Annotated in this window: 16 protein-coding genes; 10 read left to right on the top strand and 6 right to left on the bottom strand. The window is 68.5% G+C overall.

The window, feature by feature from the left end:
- Positions 1-96: 96 nt before the first annotated feature.
- A complete protein-coding gene (locus ACIG5A_RS38655; RefSeq protein ID WP_397250305.1) occupies positions 97-390 on the bottom strand; it encodes a chorismate mutase in 294 nt (97 codons plus the stop codon).
- A 460-nt stretch (positions 391-850) separates the two neighbouring features.
- On the opposite strand from ACIG5A_RS38655, the gene ACIG5A_RS38650 reads away from it, so the two are divergent.
- Positions 851-3,388: a UvrD-helicase domain-containing protein gene (locus ACIG5A_RS38650; protein ID WP_397249578.1), complete on the top strand. Its 2,538-nt coding sequence runs from the start codon at positions 851-853 to the stop codon at positions 3,386-3,388.
- A gap of 1,077 nt (positions 3,389-4,465) precedes the next feature.
- On the opposite strand, the gene ACIG5A_RS38645 is transcribed toward ACIG5A_RS38650, so the two are convergent.
- The 3 genes from ACIG5A_RS38645 to ACIG5A_RS38635 all read right to left on the bottom strand — a co-directional run bounded on the left by ACIG5A_RS38645 (position 4,466) and on the right by ACIG5A_RS38635 (position 9,219).
- Complete coding sequence (locus tag ACIG5A_RS38645) at positions 4,466-5,845, bottom strand: DUF1731 domain-containing protein (RefSeq protein WP_397249576.1); 1,380 nt, start codon at positions 5,843-5,845, stop codon at positions 4,466-4,468.
- 280 nt (positions 5,846-6,125) lie between these two features.
- Positions 6,126-7,097: a M23 family metallopeptidase gene (locus tag ACIG5A_RS38640; RefSeq protein ID WP_397249574.1), complete on the bottom strand. Its 972-nt coding sequence runs from the start codon at positions 7,095-7,097 to the stop codon at positions 6,126-6,128.
- An 874-nt stretch (positions 7,098-7,971) separates the two neighbouring features.
- Entirely contained in the window at positions 7,972-9,219 is a 1,248-nt protein-coding gene (locus ACIG5A_RS38635) for a M23 family metallopeptidase (protein ID WP_397249572.1), read from the bottom strand.
- Positions 9,220-9,731: 512 nt separating this feature from the next.
- Here ACIG5A_RS38635 and sucC point away from each other — a divergent pair.
- Positions 9,732-10,895 carry an ADP-forming succinate--CoA ligase subunit beta gene (gene sucC / locus ACIG5A_RS38630; protein WP_397249570.1) on the top strand — a complete coding sequence of 388 codons (1,164 nt, stop codon included), beginning with the start codon at positions 9,732-9,734 and terminating at the stop codon, positions 10,893-10,895.
- 28 nt (positions 10,896-10,923) lie between these two features.
- Positions 10,924-11,838 carry a succinate--CoA ligase subunit alpha gene (sucD, locus tag ACIG5A_RS38625; protein WP_397249568.1) on the top strand — a complete coding sequence of 305 codons (915 nt, stop codon included), beginning with the start codon at positions 10,924-10,926 and terminating at the stop codon, positions 11,836-11,838.
- Positions 11,839-11,948: 110 nt separating this feature from the next.
- Here sucD and ACIG5A_RS38620 read toward each other — a convergent pair whose 3' ends face one another.
- Positions 11,949-12,887 (bottom strand): undecaprenyl-diphosphate phosphatase, encoded by a 939-nt coding sequence (locus ACIG5A_RS38620; protein ID WP_397249566.1) that lies wholly within the window; start codon positions 12,885-12,887, stop codon positions 11,949-11,951.
- Between the two features lie 221 nt (positions 12,888-13,108).
- Between ACIG5A_RS38620 and ACIG5A_RS38615 the strand changes: the two genes are divergently transcribed.
- The 7 genes from ACIG5A_RS38615 to ACIG5A_RS38585 all read left to right on the top strand — a co-directional run bounded on the left by ACIG5A_RS38615 (position 13,109) and on the right by ACIG5A_RS38585 (position 23,682).
- Positions 13,109-16,414: an AfsR/SARP family transcriptional regulator gene (locus ACIG5A_RS38615; protein ID WP_397249564.1), complete on the top strand. Its 3,306-nt coding sequence runs from the start codon at positions 13,109-13,111 to the stop codon at positions 16,412-16,414.
- Positions 16,415-16,494: 80 nt separating this feature from the next.
- Positions 16,495-16,752, top strand: a complete 258-nt coding sequence (locus tag ACIG5A_RS38610) for a hypothetical protein (protein ID WP_397249562.1) — start codon at positions 16,495-16,497, stop codon at positions 16,750-16,752.
- 202 nt (positions 16,753-16,954) lie between these two features.
- Positions 16,955-18,022 carry a DUF5336 domain-containing protein gene (locus tag ACIG5A_RS38605; protein ID WP_397249559.1) on the top strand — a complete coding sequence of 356 codons (1,068 nt, stop codon included), beginning with the start codon at positions 16,955-16,957 and terminating at the stop codon, positions 18,020-18,022.
- A 76-nt stretch (positions 18,023-18,098) separates the two neighbouring features.
- Positions 18,099-19,616, top strand: a complete 1,518-nt coding sequence (locus ACIG5A_RS38600; RefSeq protein ID WP_397249557.1) for a DUF6350 family protein — start codon at positions 18,099-18,101, stop codon at positions 19,614-19,616.
- 132 nt (positions 19,617-19,748) lie between these two features.
- Positions 19,749-20,441 (top strand): phosphoribosylglycinamide formyltransferase, encoded by a 693-nt coding sequence (purN, locus tag ACIG5A_RS38595; RefSeq protein WP_397249555.1) that lies wholly within the window; start codon positions 19,749-19,751, stop codon positions 20,439-20,441.
- Positions 20,438-22,006, top strand: coding sequence for a bifunctional phosphoribosylaminoimidazolecarboxamide formyltransferase/IMP cyclohydrolase (gene purH / locus ACIG5A_RS38590; protein ID WP_397249553.1), 1,569 nt, complete (start codon positions 20,438-20,440; stop codon positions 22,004-22,006). Before purN ends, purH begins: the two co-directional genes overlap by 4 nt.
- Positions 22,007-22,077: 71 nt before the next feature.
- Positions 22,078-23,682, top strand: coding sequence for a family 20 glycosylhydrolase (locus ACIG5A_RS38585; protein ID WP_397249551.1), 1,605 nt, complete (start codon positions 22,078-22,080; stop codon positions 23,680-23,682).
- A gap of 4 nt (positions 23,683-23,686) precedes the next feature.
- On the opposite strand, the gene ACIG5A_RS38580 is transcribed toward ACIG5A_RS38585, so the two are convergent.
- A complete protein-coding gene (locus tag ACIG5A_RS38580) occupies positions 23,687-24,148 on the bottom strand; it encodes a hypothetical protein (protein WP_397249549.1) in 462 nt (153 codons plus the stop codon).
- Between the last annotated feature and the right edge of the window lie 116 nt (positions 24,149-24,264).

Raw genomic sequence — 24,264 nt, 5'->3', positions numbered from 1 at the left:
GGGGGTGTTCAACACCCGGGGCGGCCTTGGGGTCGCGGTGTCTTGCGAGCGCCGCGGAGATCTGGGGCCACCGAACGTGGCCGGAGAAGTTCGAGATCAGTGGCCGAGACGGCCGCGACCGAGGCGCAGCAGCAGCATCGCGAGGGTGTGGCCTTCCTGGCCTAGCTCGCTGAAGCGCTCCAGCACCTTCATCTCACGACTGTGCACCAGGCGGGGACCGCCCGAGGCCATCCGGGTCCGGCCGATGATGCGGGAGATCTCGGTCCTGCGCTTGATGGCAGCGAGGATCTCGGCATCGAGCTGGTCGATCTCCTTGCGGAGCTTATCGATCTCAGCCTCGGTCTGCGGCAGAGCCGAGTCGGACCCGGTTGTCGTGGCAGGGGTGCTCATCATTCATCTCCTCGTGTCAGAACATGGATCGGCAGGCGAGCCGAGTGCGTTACCGACCGGTTCTTTCACCGTGAATCAGACCTTGGGGGCCTTGCATAGTCCCCCCAAGAAAGGTTAGCGCTCAGGTGCAAGGTCCGCAGTCACGATATCCGGCGGGTAACCGAATCGGGTGCCTTGATGGAGCGCTGATCATGGGGCCAGTCTGCCACGGCGCGGTAGCTGAGCAAAACGTTTGCGTTTATAAATCTGCTGAGAATGCCCCCTAACCTAGGGGCGCGCGGAGCGGTGCCTGTTCACCTTCCGTTGGCCTGAGCGGCACCCGATCGACACGACATCAGTTGGCGGTGTTCACGAGGCCCTCCGTGGTTACGCAAGCTGCCGCTTCCGGGCCGCCGCTTCCACCGCCGAGTCGACCGGGGACTTCATCTCTGTCGGTGCCCGCCGGTAGCGTGGATGGGCGATGGACATCACGGTGGCGCCCCAGATGCAGGCAGGCCAGAACTTGCCCAAGGACCCGACCCCGAACCCGCAGGCCGACGGCGGTTACGCCGAAGAGGTCGCGCGTCGGCGTGCCGAACGCGAACAGCGCCGCGCGGAGGAGGCCGAGCGGCTGCTCGACGGTCTCAACCCGCAGCAGCGGGCCGCCGTCGTGCACACCGGCGCGCCACTGCTGATCGTCGCGGGCGCGGGCTCCGGCAAGACCGCGGTGCTGACGCGGCGGATCGCCTACCTACTCGCCGCCCGCGGGGCGAACACCGGGCAGATCCTCGCCATCACCTTCACCAACAAGGCCGCCGCCGAGATGCGCGAGCGGGTGATCGGCTTGGTCGGCCCACGGGCCAACAACATGTGGGTGTCCACCTTCCACTCCAGCTGCGTGCGGATCCTGCGCATGCAGGCGGCGCTGCTGCCCGGACTGAATTCCAATTTCTCCATCTACGACGCCGACGACTCCCGGCGATTGCTCACCATGATCAGCCGCGACTTCGACATCGACACGAAGAAGTACACGGCGCGATTGCTGGCCACCGCCATCTCGAATCTGAAGAACGAACTGATCGGCCCCGCGCGCGCCACCGCCGACGCCGAATCCGACGACACCGAACTGCCCGCCCTGGTCGCCCGCGTCTACACCGAGTACCAGCGGCGGTTGCGCGCGGCCAACGCGCTCGACTTCGACGACCTGATCGGCGAGACGGTGGCGCTGCTGCAGAACCATCCGCAGGTGGCCGAGTACTACCGGCGCCGGTTCCGGCATGTGCTCGTCGACGAGTACCAGGACACCAACCACGCGCAGTACATCCTGGTGCGCGAGCTGGTCGGCCATCATCGCAAAGAACAGACAGAGGATCAGGTCGAGCCGAGCGAGCTGTGCGTGGTCGGCGACGCGGACCAGTCCATCTACGCCTTCCGCGGCGCGACCATCCGCAACATCGAGGAGTTCGAGCGCGACTTCCCGGACGCCGAAACCATTCTGCTGGAACAGAACTACCGCTCCACCCAGCACATCCTGTCCGCCGCCAACGCGGTGATCTCGCGCAACGAGAACCGTCGCGACAAGAAGCTGTGGACCGATTCCGGTGAAGGCGATCTGATCACCGGGTACGTCGCCGACAACGAGCACGACGAGGCCTCGTTCGTGGCGCGCGAGATCGACAAGCTGGTCGATCAGGGCGATGCCAACTACGGCGATGTCGCGGTGTTCTACCGGACCAACAACAACTCCCGCGCGCTGGAAGAGATCTTCATCCGGATGGGGCTGCCGTACAAGGTGGTCGGCGGCGTGCGGTTCTACGAGCGCAAGGAGGTCCGCGACATCGTGGCCTACCTGCGGGTACTCGACAACCCCGAGGACGCGGTGAGCCTGCGCCGCATCCTCAACACCCCGCGCCGCGGCATCGGCGATCGGGCCGAGGCCTGCGTCGCCGTGCACGCCGAACAGCGCGATATCGGGTTCGCCGCGGCGCTGCGCGATGCCGCCGACGGCAAGGTCGCGCTGCTCAACACGCGCGCGCAGCGGGCCATCGCCGGCTTCCTCGAGCTGCTCGAGGAGATCAGAGCCGCTGGGGAGCAGGAGAATTCGGACTTCCCCGATGTCGGCAACGTGGTGGACGCGGTGCTCGAGCGCACCGGTTACCGCGCCGAGCTGGAGGCCTCGGACGACCCGCAGGACGGTGCGCGGCTCGACAACCTGAACGAATTGGTCAGCGTGGCACGGGAGTTCAGCTCCGAGGCGCACAACAACGCCGAAGCCGCCAGGCAAGAGGGCATGCTGCCCGAGGCCGCCGAGGGTGAGCCCGATCCCGGTTCGCTCGCCGCGTTCCTGGAGCGGGTGTCGCTGGTGGCCGATACCGATTCCATCCCAGACGAGGGTGCGGGCGTCGTCACGATGATGACGCTGCACACCGCCAAGGGGCTGGAGTTCCCGGTGGTCTTCGTGACCGGTTGGGAAGACGGCCAGTTCCCGCATATGCGCGCACTCGGCGATCCGGCCGAACTGGCCGAGGAACGCCGCCTCGCCTACGTCGGCATCACCCGCGCCCGGCGCAGGCTGTACCTGTCGCGCGCGGTGGTGCGCTCCGGCTGGGGTCAGCCCGTCTCGAACCCCGAATCCCGCTTCCTGCAAGAGATTCCGGGCCACCTGATCGACTGGCGCCGCCTCGAACCCGCGGGCTCGCCGGCGAGTCGCGGTATCCGTCGCCGCGGTGACGACGATGGCATGGAACGCGACTGGACCCGAGGCGACGGCTGGGAACCCCAGCGCCCCGGCCTGCGCGACCGCGGCCCCCGCCGCCCCGCCCCCGCCTCGGCCCCCGCCCGCAACAACGCCAACCTCGTACTGGCCGTAGGCGATCGAGTCAGCGACGACAAATACGGCCTCGGCCGCGTAGTAGCCGCCGACGGCTTCGGCCCCCTCGCCACCGTCACCATCGATTTCGGCACCGCGGGAAAAATCCGCCTCATCCCCCAATACAGCCGCACCCTGGTCAAACTCTGAGCAGTCCCTGAAACGGGTCCGCAGGGTGCCGCGGTTCGAGGCAACGAGTTGGCTGCGCGATGGTCGACGAAGTGTCGCGCAGTAGCGACCTGGTCGGCTGCCGCACACCGACCACCATTCGCCGAGCGCCGTACCGAGAGGCAACAGACGAGGCGTTGACGCAGCCCAGCGCCCGGCGGCAGTGGCGGTTGGCCAGCTGCCGCGAACCTCGCCGACCGCAGCCAAATGGTGGTCGGTCACGCCGTGTCGCACCGCCATTTGACTGCGCTCGCGGGGCTTTTGATCTCGAGAACGGCACCACGGCCAGACGATCCGGCTGGAAGCCCACAACATGCACCCGACTCGACTTCCAAGTCAGGGACGGCACCTAAAGCGCCCAGCACTGCCCAGGTAAACCCCTTGCCGCCGCGCCCTTTCCGAGCCGATAACCACCGAGGCCGTCAAGCCCCGTTCATACCCGACCGTCGAGCGCAGTCATATGGCCCCCGTTCACGGCGTGTCGCAGGGCCATTTGACTGCGCTCGCGGATTTCTTGATCTCGAGAACGGGACCACAGCCAGACGACTGGGCTGGAAGCCCAGCACATGTACCTGGCTCGAGTTCCAAGCCGGGGACGGCACTCAACGTGCCCAGCACTGCCCAGGTAAACCCCTTGCCGCCGAGCCTTTTCCGAGCCGGTAGCCACCGAGGCGGTCAAGCCCTGTTCACGCCCAACCGTCGAGCGCAGTCGAATGGCCGTGCGACATGCCGGTTTCGGGGGCCATTTGACTGCGCGCTGCGTGCGGGAACAACGCTGCGGGTGGGTAGTTGGTTGCTGCGCGCTGATTGCGCCGCCGCGCACGAGATGGTGCGGGATCCGAAGCGCGGCGTGAAGAGCGGGGCGCGGCACCGCGCGTCAGCCCGCAGAGGGGCGGCCACCCGGCCGAGCCGGTGCGGAGGGCGATGGAGGGACCTCGGGATCCGGGGCAGGGTTCGTCGGCGGGATTCCGTTTGCCGAGCGTAGGTGGATGGTGGTTGATTACGGTGTGTCGCACCGCTATCTGACTACGCGCGGGGCGCGGTACGTCGTGTGGCGGGTCAGTGGGGGAGGAGGTTGGTCAGGGCTTCGTCGAGGGTGGGGTAGTGGAAGGTGAAGCCTGCTTCGCGGAGGACTGTTGAGGTGGTGTGGCGGCCGGTGAGGCCTAGGGCGGGGTCGGTGCGGAGGAAGATCGCGCCGAGCTTCAGTAGTGGGGCCGGGGTTGGTGGGGCCGGTGGGCGGTGCAGGTGGCGGCGGAGCGCGGCCATCAGGTCGCGGTTGCGGACCGGGAAGTCGGTGGCGGCCACCACGATTCCGTCCGGCAGCGTGACCTGTGGGTCGAGGCCGAGGGCGGCGCGCACGATGGCGAGCCAGTCGTCGACGTGGATCCAGCTGAACCACTGCGCACCGCTGCCGACCCGTCCGCCGAGACCGGCCTTGACGAGCATGCCGAGGCGTTTCAGGGCGGGCGCTTGGGGGTCGAGCACGATCGCGGTGCGCAGGATCGTCGAATGTGCGGCCTTCGCGCCGTCGAACGCACGCTCCCAGGGTTCCGCGACGCCGGTCATCTGCGGCAGTCCCACCGGCAGCGGAGTGGTTTCGGTGCAACGGGTTTCGCCCGCGTCCGACCAGATCGCGGTTGTACTCGCCTGTACCCAGTAGTCGACCGGCGCATCGAGCGTGGCAACCGCCTCGACCAGCGCGCGCGTCGAATCCACTCGGCTGCTACGCAATCGGCCGATCTGGCGACGCGTCGGCCGGACGTCGACCAGCTTGCCCGCGAGGTTGACCAACGCGGTCGGTCCCGGATTGCGCAGCGCGCCAACCCATTCGCCCACCGTCTTGCCATCCCACTCCACCTGATCGAACGGCAGGGCCGGATCGCGGCGGCGGGTCAGGATGGTCACGCGATACCCGCGGCAGGTCAGATCGGCGGCCAGGTGCTTACCCAGCGCCCCGGTGCCACCCGCAATGACAACGCTCAGCGCGGTCGGTTCCGGCGCGATCCCCGCCAGCTTCGCCAGCCGCGCGAAACACACCCGCGCATCGGTCTCCAGCAGCGAACCGACCGCCGCCCGCGCGATCGACGCCGAAGCCCCGAGGAACGTCAGCCGCTGCGTTACCTCCGTGCCCCCATCGCGCGGCGCCAGCGTCCACGACATCCGCATCCGCCCACCCGGCTCCGGCTGCTCGATCGCCAACTCCCGCCCCGGCACCAACGTGCTGATCACAAACGGCGGCGCAACCCGCCCGTGCACCCGCCCCAAAACCCGCCCTCTCGGCAAGTAATCCCCGGTAGCCCCAACCTCGACCGCCCCATGCAGTCGAACCGACGTCACCGCCGGATTCCACTCGCCCCACCGCCCCGGATCCCCGACGACCGCCCAAACCCGCTCCGGAGCCACCGCGATGAACTGCGAATACACCGTCGTCTCAGCCATCCCCACACGCTATCCCCCGCGAGCCGACACCACCGCGTGCCGATCGTCACCACCACCCGTCCCAGCCTCCACGGCCGTCACCAGCACATCGATCATCCAGACGCCCCCGTGCATGTCCCCACACTCCGCAGCATTCGCCGCCTGCGCACCGTGCGCCGTTCACAGATGCCCCCTGCGCACGGTCCGCCGTCTCGCGTACCTCCGCCGCCTCGGGTGCTGTCCGCCCTCTTACGCCAGTCATTGGCCTTGGCCGGTTGCCGCCCGCGCGATCGTGGGGTGGTCAGTCGCGTTCGGGGCCTAGGCTGATGCCTCGGGTGGCCAGCCAGGGGATGGGGTCTATTCGGTTGGTGCCGTTGAGCCAGACTTCGAAATGGCAGTGGGGGCCGGTGGATTCGCCGCGGTTTCCGACGGTGGCGATTTCGTCGCCGGCGAGGACATGCTCGCCGACGGAGACCAGGGCGGTGTTGATGTGGCCGTAGACGGTGACGGTGCCGTCGTCGCCGCGCACGCGCACCCACATGCCGAACCCGGCGGCGGGGCCGGCATCGATGACGGTGCCGTCCTCGACCGCGTAGATCGGGGTGCCGATGGGGGCGGCCACATCGACGCCGGGATGCAGTGTGCCCCAGCGGGCGCCGTAACCGGAGGTGAACGTGCCGGAGGCGAACTTGGTGAACAGCGGTCGCAGCTTCGCGGCCTCCTGCTCGGCGAGTTCCTGCGCGTACTCGGCTCCGTTGTGCAGCAGATCGCTGAATTGGCCGATATCGACCGGTCCCTTGGCGTCGAGCAATTGCGGACTATCGTCGCCCTGGGCCGGTGGTGCGGCGTCGGGGAGCGCGATCGTCCGCGCCTGCCCTACCGCCTGATAGTCGGCGGTCTGTGCCGGTTTGACATCGCTGTTCCCGAACATCTGCCCGGTCGCGACGACCGCGGCGCCGGCGGCCATCGCGACAATCGCGGCGCGCCCCTTCAATGCGGCGGGCGGCGCGGGAAGCCGATGAGCACCACCGCGTTTGGCACGGCGTGCCGGTGCGGTCGGCACCTCCGGCGGCGGCTGCCGATCGGACTCCTCGGGTTCCCACCAGTTGGTGGATTCCCAGAAAAAGTCGTCCGCGACCGCATCCGCTTCGGGCCAGACATCATGCTCCGGCCACGCGGAGTTTGAATAGCTATCAGTTTGCTGAATGTTGTTGAGCAGCTGCTGAACCGGGATGCGGCCGCCCTCGGAGCGACCCGCGCGACGTCTGCTCATGCCAGTCGAAGACCCACCTCGACAACCTGACCGAAATGTCGAGAACACGCCTGTATGTCCGAATTGCCTGGTCCTTGAAGGGTTGCCCGGAACTGCACAGGGTTCTCAACGCGCATAGGACTGGTCGTCTCCGATCGCAGCGGCCGTGATGATCATCGATGGGATCGAAGGTAACGAATCGATTGCGGCTACGCAAACCGAACATCGGACGAATCAGACTGAGCTGCCCCCGAATTCAGTCCGCGCGAACCAAGTTCCATGATCATCGGGAACTGAGGTAAGTAAAGTGCGAGAGAGGACTTACGCCAGTTCCTGATGATCTTGCTCGGCAAATGGGAGCCAGCGCCCCGGAACTGCCGACTCGGCCGATCCCTCCAAGCCCGCTGCCCGCTGCCCAAGCCGATGCCGCGAGTCGCCGACCAAAGCGCCGGAATCGCTTGTGTCTCGCGAGCCACGCTTCCGCGCCCCTCAATCGGCCGGACGTGCGGCCGACGGGATGATGCGGCGGACGGGATGATGCGGCCGACGGGATGACTATCGCCGCACAGCCTTTGACTTGCCGCACACGAAATCGCAGGCGGTTCGGCGCGCGGGAAATCAGAAGATGCGCGGCTGGGGCGCGTCGAGCCCGCTTGCTGGACGCCTGGCGCCACGGGCTATTGGAAGCCAGCTGGACATACCGACCCAATCTGCCGGGTCGGTCCCTGTGGTTCCGCCGCGAGTGGCCAGCGATAGGGCGTACGCCAACCCCTGCGGTCGATCGCCGCGGGTCGTGCGGTGGTCCGAGCTCAATGCTGCGTGCGGTGGCTCCACGCCTATTGGAACGCGTCAGGCCAGCTCGCCGACTGCCATGGCCCGCAAACCGAACCGGAACTCAGTCGCGTTGCGGCCCGAGCCCGATGCCACGCGTAGCCAGCCACGGCACCGGGTCGATCTTGTCGGTGCCGTTGAGCCAGACCTCGAAGTGGCAGTGGGGGCCGGTGGAGAAGCCACGGTTGCCGATGGTGGCGATCTGGTCGCCTGCCATGACGCGCTGGCCCTGGGACACGGTGGCGGTGTCGATGTGACCGTAGATGGTGACGGTGCCGTCGTCATGCAGCAGGCGCACCCACATGCCGAAGCCCGCGGCGGGGCCCGCCTCGAGCACGGTGCCGTCGGCGACCGCGACGATCGGGGTGCCGATGGGACCCGCGACGTCGATGCCGAGGTGCTGCACGCCCCAGCGGGCGCCGTAGCCGGAGGTGAAGTTTCCGCTGGTGAACTTGGTGAACAGCGGGCGCAGCTTGGCGGCTTCCTGGGCGGCGAGGTCTTCCGCGTACTTGCGGCCCTTCTCCAGGATGTCGTTGAACTGGTTCAGGTTGGTCGGCGCCGAAACATTCAGCACCTGAGGCGATTCCGGGTTGGCGGCGCCGGGCTCGGTCACGCTCACCGACTGTGCGGCGATCTCGTGCACCTGGCCCGCGGCCTGGTAGTCGATGGAGTGCGACTGCTGCTCGCCGGGGGAGGCGATCGCGGCCTGTCCCGCGGCGACAACGGCGCCCGCGGCAACGGCGACAACGGCGGCGCGGCCCTTGAGGGCGGCGGGCGGCGTCGGCACCCGATGGGCGCCACCGCGCCGGTTCGCGCGGCGAGCCGGGACGACGGTCGGTGTGGCGGCGGGCGTCTCGGCGTCCTCATCGTCCGCCCAGGACTGCTCCGAATCCCAGGCGCCACCTTCGGACCAGGCGCCACCTTCGGGCCAGGAATCGTCCTGTCCCCAAGCCTCGTTCGCGGACCAGGAGTCGCTCTGCCCACGGTCTGGCGTCCACGCGCCCCGAGCCTTGTACGAGCCCTGCGCCTGATCGGCCGCCCACGTGTTCTGCGCCTGCGGAGCCCACGAGCCCTGCGCCGGCTCGGGCGCCCACGAATCGTCGTTAGCGGTCCATGAGTCGCCCTGTGCGAACCCGTCCCACGAATCCTCGGGATTGAAACTGGCGAAGCTCACACTCGCGGGGGCGTACCCACTGTCGCCTACATCACGCTGCCCGCCGGAGTGACCGTTGGCGCCGTACGACTCCTCGTCATCGCGATAACGATGGGAGCGAGACCGGTTTTCGGGAACGAAGGCCGAGCGATGGTTCATCGAGTGAGCCGCTTCTTGGAGCGATAATCCGAGGTCAACCGGTCAGCGGAACGGCTGTCCACCCGCGGAGTGCTGTGCTGCGTCAAGCTCGCCGTCCTCCTAGTCGTGACCGTGTTGTGATATCGACCGCATTGACGGTAACGAAACGATTGCAGGGTCCGCAAGCGGTGGGCACAATCTATCCAAACATGTGAGATTGATCACCGTAACGACACGGAATATCTCACCTTTTGGCGGGCACTCCGGTGAGGTTGATCGACGACAATCCGTAGTAGACGGGCATGGGTCCCGGGTTGGGCGGCTCTACCTGGCGCGCCGTCAATAACCTACTCGCCAGTAGCGTTGGCCAGCGGTTTTTCCGGCGCCCGTTTCGGCCCGTGACCTGCGCCACTTAGGATGTATGTGGCCGATTGGCCGTCCATGTGACTGGTTAGAGTCCGACCCGACCCGCTTCCGACGTCGGGCCGCCAACAAAGACGTTGTCATCACAACGCAGACGAGACGGTGAGTACATGGATCTCTTCGAATATCAGGCGAAGGAGCTCTTCGTTAAGCACGGAGTGCCTTCGTCCGAGGGCCGCGTCACGGACACGGCCGAGGACGCCCGCGCCATCGCGGAGGAAATCGGCAAGCCGGTGATGATCAAGGCTCAGGTGAAGGCTGGTGGCCGCGGCAAGGCTGGTGGCGTCAAGTACGCCGCTACCCCGGACGACGCGTTCACGCACGCGCAGAACATCCTCGGCCTGGATATCAAGGGCCACATCACCAAGAAGATCCTTGTCGCAGAGGCCAAGGACATCGCGGAGGAGTACTACATCTCCTTCCTGCTCGATCGGTCCAACCGCACCTACCTGGCCATGTGCTCGGTCGAAGGCGGCATGGAGATCGAAGAGGTCGCGGCGACCAAGCCGGAGCGCCTCGCGAAGGTTCCCGTCGACGCCGTCAAGGGTGTCGACCTCGCGTTCGCCCGCTCGATCGCCGAGCAGGGCCACCTGCCCGCCGACGTGCTCGACGCGGCGGCCGTGACCATTCAGAAGCTCTGGGAGGTGTTCGTCGGCGAAGACGCCACCCTGGTGGAGGTCAACCCGCTGGTCCGCACCCCCGACAACGAGATCCTCGCGCTCGACGGCAAGGTCACCCTGGACGAGAACGCCGAGTTCCGCCACGCGGACCACGAGGCATTCGCGGACAAGGACGCGACCGATCCCTTGGAGCTCAAGGCCAAGGAGAACGACCTCAACTACGTCAAGCTCGACGGTGAGGTCGGCATCATCGGCAACGGCGCGGGCCTGGTCATGTCGACCCTCGACGTGGTCGCCTACGCGGGCGAGAACCACGGCGGCGTCAAGCCCGCCAACTTCCTCGACATCGGTGGCGGCGCCTCGGCCGAGGTCATGGCCGCCGGCCTCGACGTCATCCTGAACGACGCGCAGGTCAAGAGCGTGTTCGTGAACGTCTTCGGTGGTATCACCGCTTGTGACGCGGTCGCCAACGGCATCGTGAAGGCGCTGGAGATCCTCGGCGCCGACGCGAACAAGCCGCTGGTCGTCCGCCTCGACGGCAACAAGGTCGACGAGGGCCGCAAGATTTTGGTCGATGCCGCGCACCCGCTGATCACTCTTGCGCAGACAATGGACGAAGGCGCCGACAAGGCCGCCGAACTGGCTTCCCGGTAACACCGAGCCAAGTAAGGAATACGCTGAAATGTCTATCTTCCTGAACAAGGACTCGAAGGTCATCGTCCAGGGCATCACCGGCGGCGAGGGCACCAAGCACACCGCGCTGATGCTGAAGGCGGGCACCCAGGTCGTCGGCGGTGTGAACGCGCGCAAGGCGGGCACCACCGTCGCGCACACCGACAAGGACGGCGCCGCGGTCGAGCTGCCGGTGTTCGGCACCGTCGCCGAGGCCATCAAGGAGACCGGCGCGGACGTTTCCATCGCGTTCGTGCCGCCGAAGTTCGCCAAGGACGCCATCATCGAGGCCATCGACGCGGAGATCCCGCTGCTCGTGGTCATCACCGAGGGCATCCCGGTGCAGGACACCGCCTACGCGTGGGCCTACAACGTGGAGAAGGGCAACAAGACCCGGATCATCGGCCCGAACTGCCCCGGCATCATCACCCCCGGCGAGTCGCTGGTCGGCATCACCCCGGCCAACATCACCGGCAAGGGCCCGGTCGGCCTGGTGTCGAAGTCCGGCACCCTGACCTACCAGATGATGTACGAGCTGCGTGACTTCGGCTTCTCCACCGCCATCGGCATCGGCGGCGACCCGGTCATCGGCACCACCCACATCGACGCCATCGAGGCGTTCGAGAAGGATCCCGAGACCAAGCTGATCGTGATGATCGGCGAGATCGGCGGCGACGCCGAGGAGCGGGCCGCGGCCTACATCAAGGCCAACGTCACCAAGCCGGTCGTCGGCTACGTCGCGGGCTTCACCGCCCCCGAGGGCAAGACCATGGGCCACGCGGGCGCCATCGTCTCCGGCTCGGCGGGCACCGCCCAGGCGAAGAAGGACGCGCTGGAGGCCGCGGGCGTGAAGGTCGGCAAGACGCCGTCCGAGACCGCCGCGCTGGCGCGCGAGATCTTGGAGAAGGCCAGCGTAGAAGTGTGATGAGCGGCGCGCAGCGTCTCCGTTGAGGGTGGTGGCGGGGACGAGGCGGGCCTGATCCGTATCGGACCACGAAGGCCGCCTCCGTTCGCCGGAGGCGGCCTTCGTCGTGTTCAGAGGAAGCGGACCACCGAGGCGAGTCCGAATACCAAGCTGTACACCGCGAACGGCAGCAGCGAGTTGCTCTTGAAATAGCGCTCGAGGAAGCGCACCGCGACATAGGCCGCGACACCCGCCACCAGCGAACCCACCAGCACCTGCCCGAGGATGCCGTCACCCTGCGGCCCTGCCAGCGTCGGCAGCTTCAGCACGCCGGCGGCCAGGATGACCGGCGTGGCGAGCAGGAAGGCGAATTTCGCCGCGTCCTCGTGATCGAGGCCACGCAGCAGGCCGCCGACCATGGTCATGCCGGATCGGCTGATTCCGGCGAACAGCGCACCGGTCTGCGAGGCGCCGATGATCAGCGCATCCTTCGCGGTCAGCTCCGCGAGCCGGGGTTCCCGCTTGGATTCGGTCAGATAGCCCCGCTCGACCGCGTCGGCGCGCGCCTCGGCGACCGCGAAAGCACGGCCGTAGTCGGCCAGCGTCGGCTGACTGCGCCGGCGCAGTACCTCGCCCGCGATGAGCACGGCCCCGTTCAACGTCAGGAACAGCCCGGCCGCAAGGGGTTTCGCGAACAGGGTGCGCAGCGGGTGTTCCAGCAGCAGGCCGAGCGCGCCGACCGGCACCGTCGCGAGCAGCACCAGCCAGGCCAGGCGCTGGCTGGAGGTCTCGATGCGGCGGGTGCGCAGCGTGGTGACGAATCCGGTGATGATGTCCACCCAATCCCGCCGATAGAACACCAGCAGCGCGATCGCCGTCGCCACATGCAGTCCGACCACGAACGCGAGATACGGTGTGCCCGTCTCGGAATCACCCTGGGTCACCAGCTCGCGCCACGATCCGCCCAGCCAGGCGGGCACCAGCACGGAATGGCCGAGGCTGGAGATCGGGAAGAGTTCGGTAATACCTTGGAGTGCGCCGATCACGACGGCTTGGGTATACGTGAGCATCGACTGCCAGCCTGGCACGCCCTGATCACGGTTGCGTTGCGGTGTTGGTCATTTGTCCTGATTGGAATGCTTGTCGCAGTTGAGATTTCGCTGTGCACAGCGCTGTGCGGACGGCCTCGGCCCGGCCGCTCGTTGCGTTCTGAGCCCCTTCGGTCGATAGCTGGAGTTGGACATCGGTGACCGGACGGAAGCGGGTGGGGGCGACAGTGCATGCTGGTGGCGTGGACGTGCTGGGGCTTGGTCCAGTACAGGTGTGGGCCGACGGCGTTGCCGTCGCCATTGATCGGCCGTTGGAGCGGGCGGTGCTGGTGCGGCTGGCGCTGGCCGATGGAGTGCCGGTACCGGACGGGCGGCTGGCCGAGGATCTGTGGGGCGCCGAGGTCGAGCGCCCGGTGCAGCGGTTGCGCGTCGTCGTGTCCCGGCTGCGCGCCGCACTCAAACCGCATGCCGAACTGATCGAGCGCACCCCCGCGGGTTATCAGAGCGCCGCGGTGGTCGCGGATCTGCGAGCGGCCGAGGCGGCGGCGCAGCGGATGTACGCCGCGCGCCGCACCGGTGAGCATGCGGCCGTCGCGGCGGCGGCGCGCGAGGCGCTCGCGCTGTGGCGCGGACCCGCGTTCGCGGACCTGCGCGGACTCCCGTTCGCGGCGGCGGAGGGCGACCGCCTCGACGATTGGCGGCTCTCGCTCACCGTGGCCGGGCTCGAAGCGAACCTGGAACTCGGTGCGGCAGGCGAGGTGGTGACCGAGCTGACCGGCCTGGTATCCCGCCATCCACTGCACGAACCGCTCGGCTGCCTACTCGCACTCGCGCTGTACCGCACCGGTCGCCAAGCCGACGCGCTCGACCGCCTCGCCCGGTTGCGACGCGTGCTCGTCGAACAACTCGGCGTCGACCCTTCCCCCGACACCACAGCACTGGAACTGCGCATCCTCGACCACGATCCGACGCTGCGCTCCCCGTACGACGCCCTGCGATTCCACCCGGAAGCTTCTGGTTCCGCGCACGACTCGGCCCGGCGTTCGCCGAACGACGTTCGCTCCCCACGGAATCCGAGCCAGGGCGGCTCGGTCTTTCCGCGTGATGCGGCGGCGAAGTCGCGTGATTCCGGGGCGGGTGCGTCGAGTGATGCGGCGGGGCGTGCTGTGTTCGATCCGGCGGCGAGGTCGACGCATGAGCCACCGCATGGAGTCCCGCGCGATGTCGCGGGACGGTCCTCGCTCGATTCTGCCTCGGGATCTCCGTACTACTCGGCAGAGGGAGCGGTGCGCGACGCGGAGTGCGTGGTCTTCGCTCCGCAGACCAGCTTCCTCGGTCGCGGCCGCGAATTCGCGGCTCTCGCCTCCCGCCTCACTGTGCCGGGGCTGACAACAGTGACCGGCGTCGCGGGCAGCGGAAAGTCCCGGCTGGCCGCCGAATTGGCCCGTGCCACCGCATATTCCGGACGTCGCGTGGTGTTCGTCGAGCTGGCCCCGCTCGGCAGGACGGACGATATACCGGGCGCGGTCGTCGCGGCATTGGAGAACGGCGCTCTGCTGGACGGGAATTCGGCCGACCCCGCCGATCCACTGACCACGATCGCCACCGCGCTGGGCGTACCGCAGGACGACACCGTGCTGCTCGTGCTCGACAACGCCGAGCACGTCGTCGACGCGGTGGCGGAAGTCGTCGGTGTCGCGCGTGGTGCCGGTGTGCTCGTCACCTCGCAGCGGGCGTTGGGGGTGGCTGGGGAGTCGGTGTATCCGCTCGGGGCGTTGGATCGCAGTGTCGGGGTGGCGTTGTTCACCGAGCGGGCCGGGTTGAACGGGCTGGTGACGGCGGGGGAGCGGGAGGAGCTGGTGCGGATCTGCGCGGCCGTCGACTGGCTGCCGCTCGGGATCGAACTGGCCGCCGGTCTCACTCGAGTGCTGACGATTTCCCAACTGGCGCAACGCATCGACGACCGGGTGCGGCTGCTGGTCGGCGGGCCGCGCGATGCGGGCGGCGGGCGGCACACCAGCCTGCGGATGGCGCTGGACTGGAGCTATGAGCTGCTCGACGAGCGGGAACAGGTGGTACTGCGCCGACTAGGGGTGTTCGCGGGCGGCGCGTCGCTCGAAGCGGCCGAGGCGGTGGTGCCCGGCCCGGTTGGTAGCGCGGAATCAACCAGTGGCACAGACATTCTCGGCGGAGCGCCGGTGGCTGGTGGCCACGATGACGTCAGCGACCATAGGGCGATCGGTGGCCGTGCGAGGGGCGGCGCGGTGCGCGCGGCGATCGAGGTCGGCGATGTCGCGCCCGCGGTGGCGGATCTGGTGAACCGCAACCTTGTGACGGTCCAATCCGACGGTGCGGCAAAGCGGTTCGTGTTGCTGGAGACGGTGCGCGACTATGCGCTGTCACGATCGGCGGAAGCGGACGAGACCGAGCGGATGCGTGCCGCGCACCTGAACTGGTGCCTGGATCGGGTGCGCGCGCTCGGTGAGCCGGACGATTTCGCGGGGGCCGACGCGGTGGCCGCGGTATTCGCGGAGTGGCCGAATACGCTGGCCGCGCTGGACAATGCGCCGGGTACCTCGCGCGCCGCCGACGGTCTGGCGCTGGCCACCGCGATGCATGTGCCGTGGCTGGCCAGGGCCTGGTATCGGGAGGCGAGCAGGCATTTCGCCGCACTCGTCGATACGCCTGGTCTCGATCCGCACGAATCGGCGACGGCCTTGAGTCACAGCGGTTTCCACTCGCTGATGACCGGTGAGCTGGATCGCGCCGCGCACTACCTGGCCCGCGCGGCCACCGTGGCCGCACCGGTCGACGACCTCGAGCTCGCGCAGACCGTGCGCTACTACCAGGGCATCGTCGATATCGAACGGTGCGTGCTGCCCGCGGCCGTCGCTCGGCTGCGTGAGGGCGAACGCTTGGCGCAGAGCCCATCTCAGGGGGCATCCTTCGCCGACGCGCTCGGCACCGCGCTGCTGGATTCGGGCGACCCCGACGGCGCACTGGCCGCCTACCGGCGCTCCGCCGAGGTCGACAAGGACAACGGCGACGAGCACGGCCTCTCTCGTGGGCTGAGCAACGAGGCGCGGGCACTGCTCGATCTCGGCCGGATCGAGGAGGCGCTGGCCGCCGCGGAGGCCTCCGACCGGTACGCCCGCCGCCTGGACGACCGGCAGATCCTGCCGCTCAACGACCTGGTCCGGGCCGGCGCCGCGCTGGCGGCCGGGCAGCTCGACGCCGCCGAGTCCTATTGCCGCGCCGCCTTCGCACACGAGGGCGATGCGGACGGGATGGCCCGCGTCGACCTCGCCGACGTGCTCATCGCCAAGGGCGAGCTGGCCGAGGCGCGCGAGCTGCTCGCCGACTTCGCCGACGCACCGCACGGCATCCCGTGGCAGGCGGCCAACGCGGTGACGGTCACCCTGCTCCTGGCCGGGGGCGAGGAGGCGGCCGCGCGCGACCTGGCGAAACGACTGCACCGGCAGCACACCGAATCCGGATTCGGCTGGCGCCGCTACGCCGACCGGGTGCGCGCGCTCGTCGACTCGTGAAATCCCGGTGAAATCGCGCTGAGACGAGTGGGCGGAAATCTGTTCGGCGCAACGCCCTTCGAACGAAAGACGCCAACACCATGACCATTTCCCGTAACTCGGCGGCGAGGATCGCCGCGGCCGCCGCCGTCGTCTTCGCCGGATTCCTCGGTGTCGCCCCGGCGATGGCCGGTCCGTTCGACACCGGTTCCAGCCTGCCTGCCCCCGGCAATCTCGGTCCCTTCGAATACGAGCACCAGTGCCTGGCCCGCGGCAATCAGGGCATCGAGAAAGGGGAGTGGCGCGACTTCGACTGTGTCGGCAGCTACGGTGCCTGGCGAGTTGTCCCCAGGTACTGACCCTGTGGATTCAGGGATTCCCGCCCCTGGGGATCCCTGAACGCATTTGTGGCCCGTACCGGCCGCGATCCGTCCCTTAGGCGGTCCGATCAGGTCGTACGGCCAGTCGGTTAAGGGTGACCTGGGCGAGCGAGTGCAGTAGCGTCAAGAGCGAGCAAGGCCGTGAACCACAGACGTACGACTCGACCTAGGAGACGACGACATGTCATACCCGACCGGGGGCTCCGGGTACAACACACCCGCGCAGACACCCACCTCTTCAGCCAACCTCGGTTCGACGGGTGCTCCCGGCTCAGGTTCGAGCTCCGCCGCCAAGGGGCTGCCGTATTTCCTCGTGGTCGGCGCCGCGGCGCTCGGCGTGCTCAACTTCCTGCTCGGTTTCATCCCCTACCTCGGTAGCAAGCCGAGGACCGTCGGCGGGGTCAGCGTCAGCAACTCCGATACCGCGAGCCTGTTCGAATGGTTCGGCGGTCCGGCGCTGCTCACCATCCTGCTGATCGGCGGCCTGCTCGCGGCGCTGTCGCTGCTGCCGAAGCAGAATCTGACCGGTGCCGCCGCGGCCACTTCCGTCGCGGGCTTCCTCGGTCTGCTGCTGATGTCGTTCACCGTGCCCGACAACCTGGACGCGAAGCTGGAGTGGGGCGCCTACCTGCTGCTGTTCCTCGCCTTCGTGCAGGCGGCGGTCGCGGTGGCCGCGGTGCTCTTCGAGTCCGGCATCGTGAAGGCGCCCGCGCCGCGCCCCGCGCAGCAGCAGGGCCAGCAGCCCGGTTTCGGTCAGGGTGGCTACGGCCAGTCGTCGTTCGGCCAGCAGTCCTTCGGGCAGAGCCAGCCGGGTTATGGCCAGAGCCAGCCCGGATACGGGCAGAGCCAGCCGGGGTACGGCCAGAGCGGATACGGCAGCCAGCCGTCCACCCCGCAGTACCAGCAGCCGCAGCCCTACGGCCAGAGCCAGCCGAGCCAGCCGACCTACGGTCAGGCCCAGCAGCCGACGTATGGCCAGGCCCAGCAGCCGACCTACGGTCAGCAGCCCGCGGGTTACGGTGCGACGCAACAGCCTTCGTACGGCACACCGGCGGCCACTCCGGCCGCCGACGAGGGTGCGACGCAGCACTTCGGCAGCGCGCAGCAGCCGGGCTACGGTTCGCTGAACTTCGGTCAGGGCCAGCAGGCTCAGTCCGCGCAGCCGGGCCAGCCGTTCGGCGGCGAGAAGTCCTCGGACCCGGCCTCGGACGCCACCCAGGCCTTCCGTCCCTCCGACGACAACAAGTAAGACAAGGCCCCTTCCCCCATGGCGTAGCGGCGCGCCTGACCCGCGCGCCGTGGGGGAGCTGCCAACCTGAATTGTCATGAGCTCCCCCAGAAATGCCCTTGTCCGGCGGACCGGCGCGTCGCAGGCCGAGCCGGAACCGCAGGCCGATGCCGCGGACGAGGCCGGGTTTCTGTCGTTGAGCCCGGAGCGGGCCAGGGCGCTGCTGCTCGTCGCGGCGCGGCCCGCCGCCGTCACGCTGACCGCGCTCACCGTCGCGATTCTGGCCACGCTGTTCACCTCCGGCGGCGGGATGGACGGCGCCGCAGGTGCGATCGCCGCCGGTTGGCTTGGCGCACACCAGGTTCCGCTGGTGATCGGGAAGACCTCGCTCGGCCTACTACCCCTACTACCGACCGCGTTCGTGCTCTGGCTGGCGGGCCGGGAATGCGCACGCGCGGCCGAGCCGGACAGTTCCCGCGCCGATCTCGGCTGGCTGGTCGGCGCGGCGCTGGCCGGGCCGCTGCTGGTCACCGCCGTCTGCCTGGCGGTCACCGAAGACGCCTCCGGCGTCGTCGCATTGCAACCGCCGAATACGCTCGCCGCGTTCGGCTGGGTCGCGCTGCTCCATCTGCTCGCCGCGGCGGGCGGAATCGTGAGCCGCACCCGGGGGCAGTTCTTCGAGTTGGTCCGCGCGCCCGAGTGGGCGATCGCCGGTGTATACGGCGCGGGCCGGACCATCCTTCGCCTGCTGGCCGCCGCCACTGCGGTGACGATCATTTCCTTCCTCGCGCACTGGTCCCAGATCGGGGCCACCTATCAGTCGGCGGGTAACGCCGCGGGTGTGATCGGGCTCTCGGTGCTTTCGCTGGCGTATCTGCCGAATATGGCGCTGCTCGCGACCGGCGTGCTCGTCGGCGGCACCGCGCAGTTCGGGTCCGCCTCGGTCGCGCTGTTTTCCGTTGCGGGCGGGCCGATTCCGGCGGTGCCGGTGATGGCGGCGGTGCCGTTCGGGCCCGCCGCGGGCTGGTGGTCGGTGCTGCTCGTGCTGCCCGCCGCGGTCGGCGTGCTCGGCGGCATCGATACCGCGCGCACGTCCGAGGATCGGGCGATGGCGCCGTGGGCGACGCTGACCTCGGCGGGGCTGGCCACCGTCGTGGTGCTGCTGCTCGCCGTGCTCGCGGGCGGCGAACTCGGCTCGTTCGGTCACGTCGGCCTCGAGCTGCCGATCTTCGCGGTGCTGACCTTCGGCTGGCTCGCCATCGGCGGATACGCGGGCCTGCTGTGCGCGCGGTGGTTCGTGATTCCGGCCGGCGCACGATCCGGCTACGACGATTACGACGCCGACGACTACCACGCGGACGACTACGAAGACGACGATTACGAAGACGGCGGCGACGACTCCTCTTACGACGATGATGACTACGCCGACGACGAGTACTACGAGTACGCCGACTACGACGGCCCCGACCTAGAGGTCGAGATCGACGGCGAACTGGTCGACGAGCAACCGGCCATCGGATCCGGCGCACCGCACAGCGCGGGCGTCCCCGACATCGTCGACGCCGAGGTGGTCGAGACCGATCTGCCCGACGCCGACCCGGTGCCGGGCCGCTAGCCGTAACTGGCAAGGGGTGTGACGGATCGCATTCCATCGCGCCAACTAGGCTTCAGCACGGCGGAGCTTCATCCGTCCGCCATCCGATCGACACGCAGGAGTAGAGCGCTGACGTCCCCACCTGCCCAGTGGGTGCCCGCCGCGGCCCCGGCCACCGTCGTCGTGCTCGCCTCGGGCACCGGATCGCTGCTTCGCGCGCTGCTCGACGCCGCGCAAGCGCCCGGCTACCCGGCGAAGATCGTCGCCGTCGGCGTCGACCGGCAGTGTGCCGCCACCGAACACGCGGATGCGTTCGGCGTCGGGCATTTCCGAGTGGCGCTGAAGGACTTTCCCGATCGCGCGGCCTGGGATGTCGCGCTGACCGAGGCGGTCGCCGCCCACGAACCCGATCTGGTGGTCTCCGCCGGATTCATGAAGATCCTCGGCCCCGTTTTCCTCGGCCGCTACGGCGGCCGCATCGTCAATACCCATCCCGCGCTGCTGCCGTCGTTCCCCGGCGCGCACGGGGTGCGCGACGCGCTCGCCTACGGCGTGCGGGTCACCGGCTCGACGGTGCACCTGGTGGACGCGGGCGTGGACACCGGCCCGATCCTCGCGCAGGAGGCGGTAGCGGTGCGGCCCGACGACGACGAGGCCACCCTGCACGAGCGCATCAAGGTTGTCGAGCGACGGTTGCTGGCGGAGGTTGTCGCCGCCGTCGCGACGCGCGGCATTGTCTCCGACGGACGAAAGGCATCTATCCCTGTGAGCGAGCGAAGCGAGCGAGCCAAAAACACAGCACCATTGGGCGCGACGGAGCCGAGCGTCAGCGAGGCGCAGTCGTGACCAGCGAACGCAGGCCGATCAGTAGGGCGTTGATCAGCGTTTACGACAAGACCGGACTGATCGAGCTGGCAGCGGGCCTGCACGAGGCGGGCATCGAGCTGGTCTCGACCGGTTCGACCGCGGGCAAGATCGCCGACGCGGGTATCCCGGTGACCAAGGTGGAGGACCTGACCGGGTTCCCGGAGACCCTGGACGGCCGGGTCAAGACGCTGCATCCGCGGGTGCACGCGGGCATCCTCGCCGATTCGCGCAAGCAGGAGCATGTCGACCAGTTGGTCGAGCTGGGCGTCGAGGCGTTCCAGCTGGTGGTGGTGAACCTGTACCCGTTCACCCAGACCGTCGCGAGCGGCGCGAGCCAGGACGAATGCGTCGAGCAGATCGATATCGGCGGGCCGTCGATGGTGCGCGCCGCCGCCAAGAACCACCCCTCGGTCGCGGTGGTCGTGGCCAGCGCCGACTACGACGACGTGCTCGCCTCGGTGCGGGCGGGCGGTTTCACGCTGGCCGAGCGGACCGTGTTGGCGGCCAAGGCTTTCCAGCACACCGCGAGCTATGACGTCGCAGTGGCCAGCTGGATGACCAGCGTGCTCGCGCCCGGTGTCGCGCAGGAGCCGGCCGGTTTCCCGGGCTGGCTCGGCGGTACCTGGGAGCGGACCTCGGTGCTGCGTTACGGCGAGAATCCGCATCAGGCGGCGGCGCTGTACTCGAACAATGACGGCGCTCAGGGGCTGGCGCAGGCAAAGCAGTTGCACGGCAAGGAAATGTCGTACAACAACTACACCGACGCGGACGCCGCCTGGCGCGCGGCTTACGACCACGACGCCCCCGCGGTGGCGATCATCAAGCACGCCAACCCCTGTGGCATCGCGATCGGCGCCGATATCGCCGAGGCGCACCGCAAGGCGCACGCGTGCGATCCGGTGAGCGCGTACGGCGGTGTGATCGCGGCCAACCGTGAGGTCACCGTAGAACTGGCCGAGCAGGTCGCCGACATCTTCACCGAGGTGATCGTCGCACCGAGCTATGCCGACGGCGCGGTGGAAGTGTTGCAGCGCAAGAAGAATGTGCGCATCCTGGTCGCGACCCCGCCGCGGCGCGCGGGTGCGGAACTGCGCCCGATCAGCGGTGGCGCGCTGCTGCAGCAGCGCGACATCCTCGACGCCGAGGGCGACGATCCGGCGAACTGGACCCTGGTGGCCGGCGAAGCCGCCGACGCGGCGACCCTGGCGGATCTCGAATTCGCTTGGCGCGCCTGCCGTGCCGTGAAGTCGAACGCGATCCTGCTCGCACACGACGGCGCCTCCGTCGGCGTCGGCATGGGCCAGGTCAACCGGGTCGACGCGGTCGGGCTCGCGGTGCAGCGCGCCGGTGACCGGGCCAAGGGTTCCGTCGCCGCCTCGGATGCCTTCTTCCCCTTCTCCGACGGTCCGCAGCAGCTGATCCAGGCAGGCATCCGCGCCATCGTCCAGCCGGGCGGTTCGGTCCGCGATCAGGACACCGTCGACCTCGCCCGCGAGGCCGGAGTCACGTTGTACCTCACCGGATCTCGGCACTTCGCGCACTGACGCACAAAAACCGAACAATCCCCGGTTTTTCGGGGATGTTCATGGCATCCGGCGGCATCTACTGTTGCCGGATGCAGGCATGGACCGCACTCGCTCGCTGGAACGCTCGTCGGGCGATCCGGCGAGCGATCACGGGTTTCGTCGTGGTGGTGCTCGGTTCGGCGGCGCTGTCGGTCGGTGCGCCGCGGGCCGCCGCCGCGCCGGTCGCACCGCAGACGGTGCCGTCGGCGCAGAGTTGGATGCCCGGCGGATCCGCGTTCACGGTGGGCGAGCGGCCCCGCGTGCATTTCGCGCGAGCGGACCTGCGCACCATCGCGGACGACCTGGCCGCGGAGCTCGAGGCGCGGATCGGCAGGCCGGTGCATGCCGAGCCGGGCGTGGACGCCGCCCCCGGCGATATCGTGCTCCGCACCGGCCGCGTGCCCGACGCGCCGGATACCGCTGAGGCATACCGGATTTCGATAGCCGAGACGCTCGAACTCCAGGGTGCGGACCTGCCCGGTGTCTTCTATGCGACCAGGTCCGTGCTGCAGATGCTGCGCCGATCGGGCACGATTCCCGGCGGGACCGTGACGGATTGGCCGCAGTATCGCGAGCGCAGCCTCATGCTCGACGTCGGCCGTGAGTTCATGCCCCTCGACGTGCTGCGCGCGCAGATCCGCAGAATGGGCGATCTCAAGCTCAACGTGCTGCACCTGCATCTCTCGGACTCCTTCGGCTTCCGGCTCGCCAGCGAGCGACGCCCGGAAATCACTGCGGCGCAGCACTATTCGAAGCAGGACATCCGCGATCTGATCGACTATGCCGCGCGCAACCAGGTCGAGATCGTGCCCGAGGTCGATTTCCCCGGCCACATGAACGGCATACTCGCCGCCTATCCGGAACTGAAGCTGCGTAGCCGCGACGGCACGGTGTCCGACGCGGCCGTCGACCTCTCGGATCCGCGCGGCTACGAACTGATGCGCGACATCCTGGAGGAGTTCGTGCCGCTGTTCCCCGGCCGCTATTGGCATCTCGGTGGCGACGAATTCCTGCTCCAGGGCAGCCGGGTGGCGACCTACGACGAGTTTCCGCAACTGGGCTCCTATGCGCGTGCCACGTACGGCCCGCAGGCCCGGCCTGCCGACGTGCTGCTCGGACTGATCAATTGGGGCGCGGATATCGTGCGCGCGCACGGTAAACGGCCTCGGATCTGGAACGACGGATTGCGGGTCGGCGAGGCGACACTCGCCCTCGCTCCCGATATCGTCATCGACTACTGGAGCAAGGGCGGCACGCAGCTGGAACCGCTGCCGTTCTTCGGATCTGCGCGCACCCCCGCGGATCTCGTCGCCGCGGGACACGACGTGCGCAATGCCACCTTCGCGCCGACGTACTACGTCACCGGCGGAGATATCGCGAAGTTCAATGTTCCGCCCATGGCCGCCTACGAATTGTGGGATCCCACGGTGTTCGTCGACGGCACGCGGTTGCCGCCGGAACAGCTCGCGCACCATCTCGGCGCCGGGCTACTCGTCTGGTGTGACGACCCGACGGCACAGACGCCCCAACAGATTTCGGTATCGATCACCATGCCGCTCGCGGTGCAGGCGCAGCTGACCTGGCGCGGCGCGCGGGCAGGCGGCTACGCCGAATTCGCCGACCGCGTCGCCGCTGTCGGCCTATCGGCGCCGTGACGGCTCAGACCGCGCTCAGCACCTGGCGATCGCCGAGCGGCGCCTTCAGCGGCACCTCCAGGGTGCCGAAGACGGCGATCATGGTGCACACCTTGCCGACCGAATCGGCGCGGGTGCCCGCGCGCAACTCGACGGTGACCGACTTGCCGGTCTCCTTGACGCTCGCGTCCACGCCGTAGCACTCCGGTGAGCCGGTCTGGAAGTTGACCGCGATCTTGTCACCGGGCAGCCGCGTCCACGAGGTGAAGGCGATCGCGTGCGCGCCGACGATGGCCGGGTCCGCGGTGAACGGCCTACCGGCGCCGGTGCCGGTGTCCTCGGTCGGCGTACTCGGCGCCGCGGAGCTTCTCGTGCTCGTATTCTGTTGTGCGGCACCGTCATCCGAGCTTCCACAGGCCGTGACGGCGAGTACGGACAGCGCGACGGCAACAGCTGCGGCGGTGCGCCCGCCGGACATCCGGGTCATGGGGCACCACCCTAGTTGACCCGCCCGCCCGCGCCGCCGGAAAGTCGGCCGAGTTCAGCAAACTTTCCGAAATCCCGAGCGTCATGTGCGCCAATTCATCACAGCGACGAAGCCCA

It is taken from the genome of Nocardia sp. NPDC052566, assembly GCF_044547285.1.
In the GTDB taxonomy this organism is placed as follows: Bacteria; Actinomycetota; Actinomycetes; order Mycobacteriales; family Mycobacteriaceae; genus Nocardia.
The sequence above is the reverse complement of the archived record's forward strand: the minus strand, read 5'-3'. Positions and strand labels throughout refer to the sequence as shown.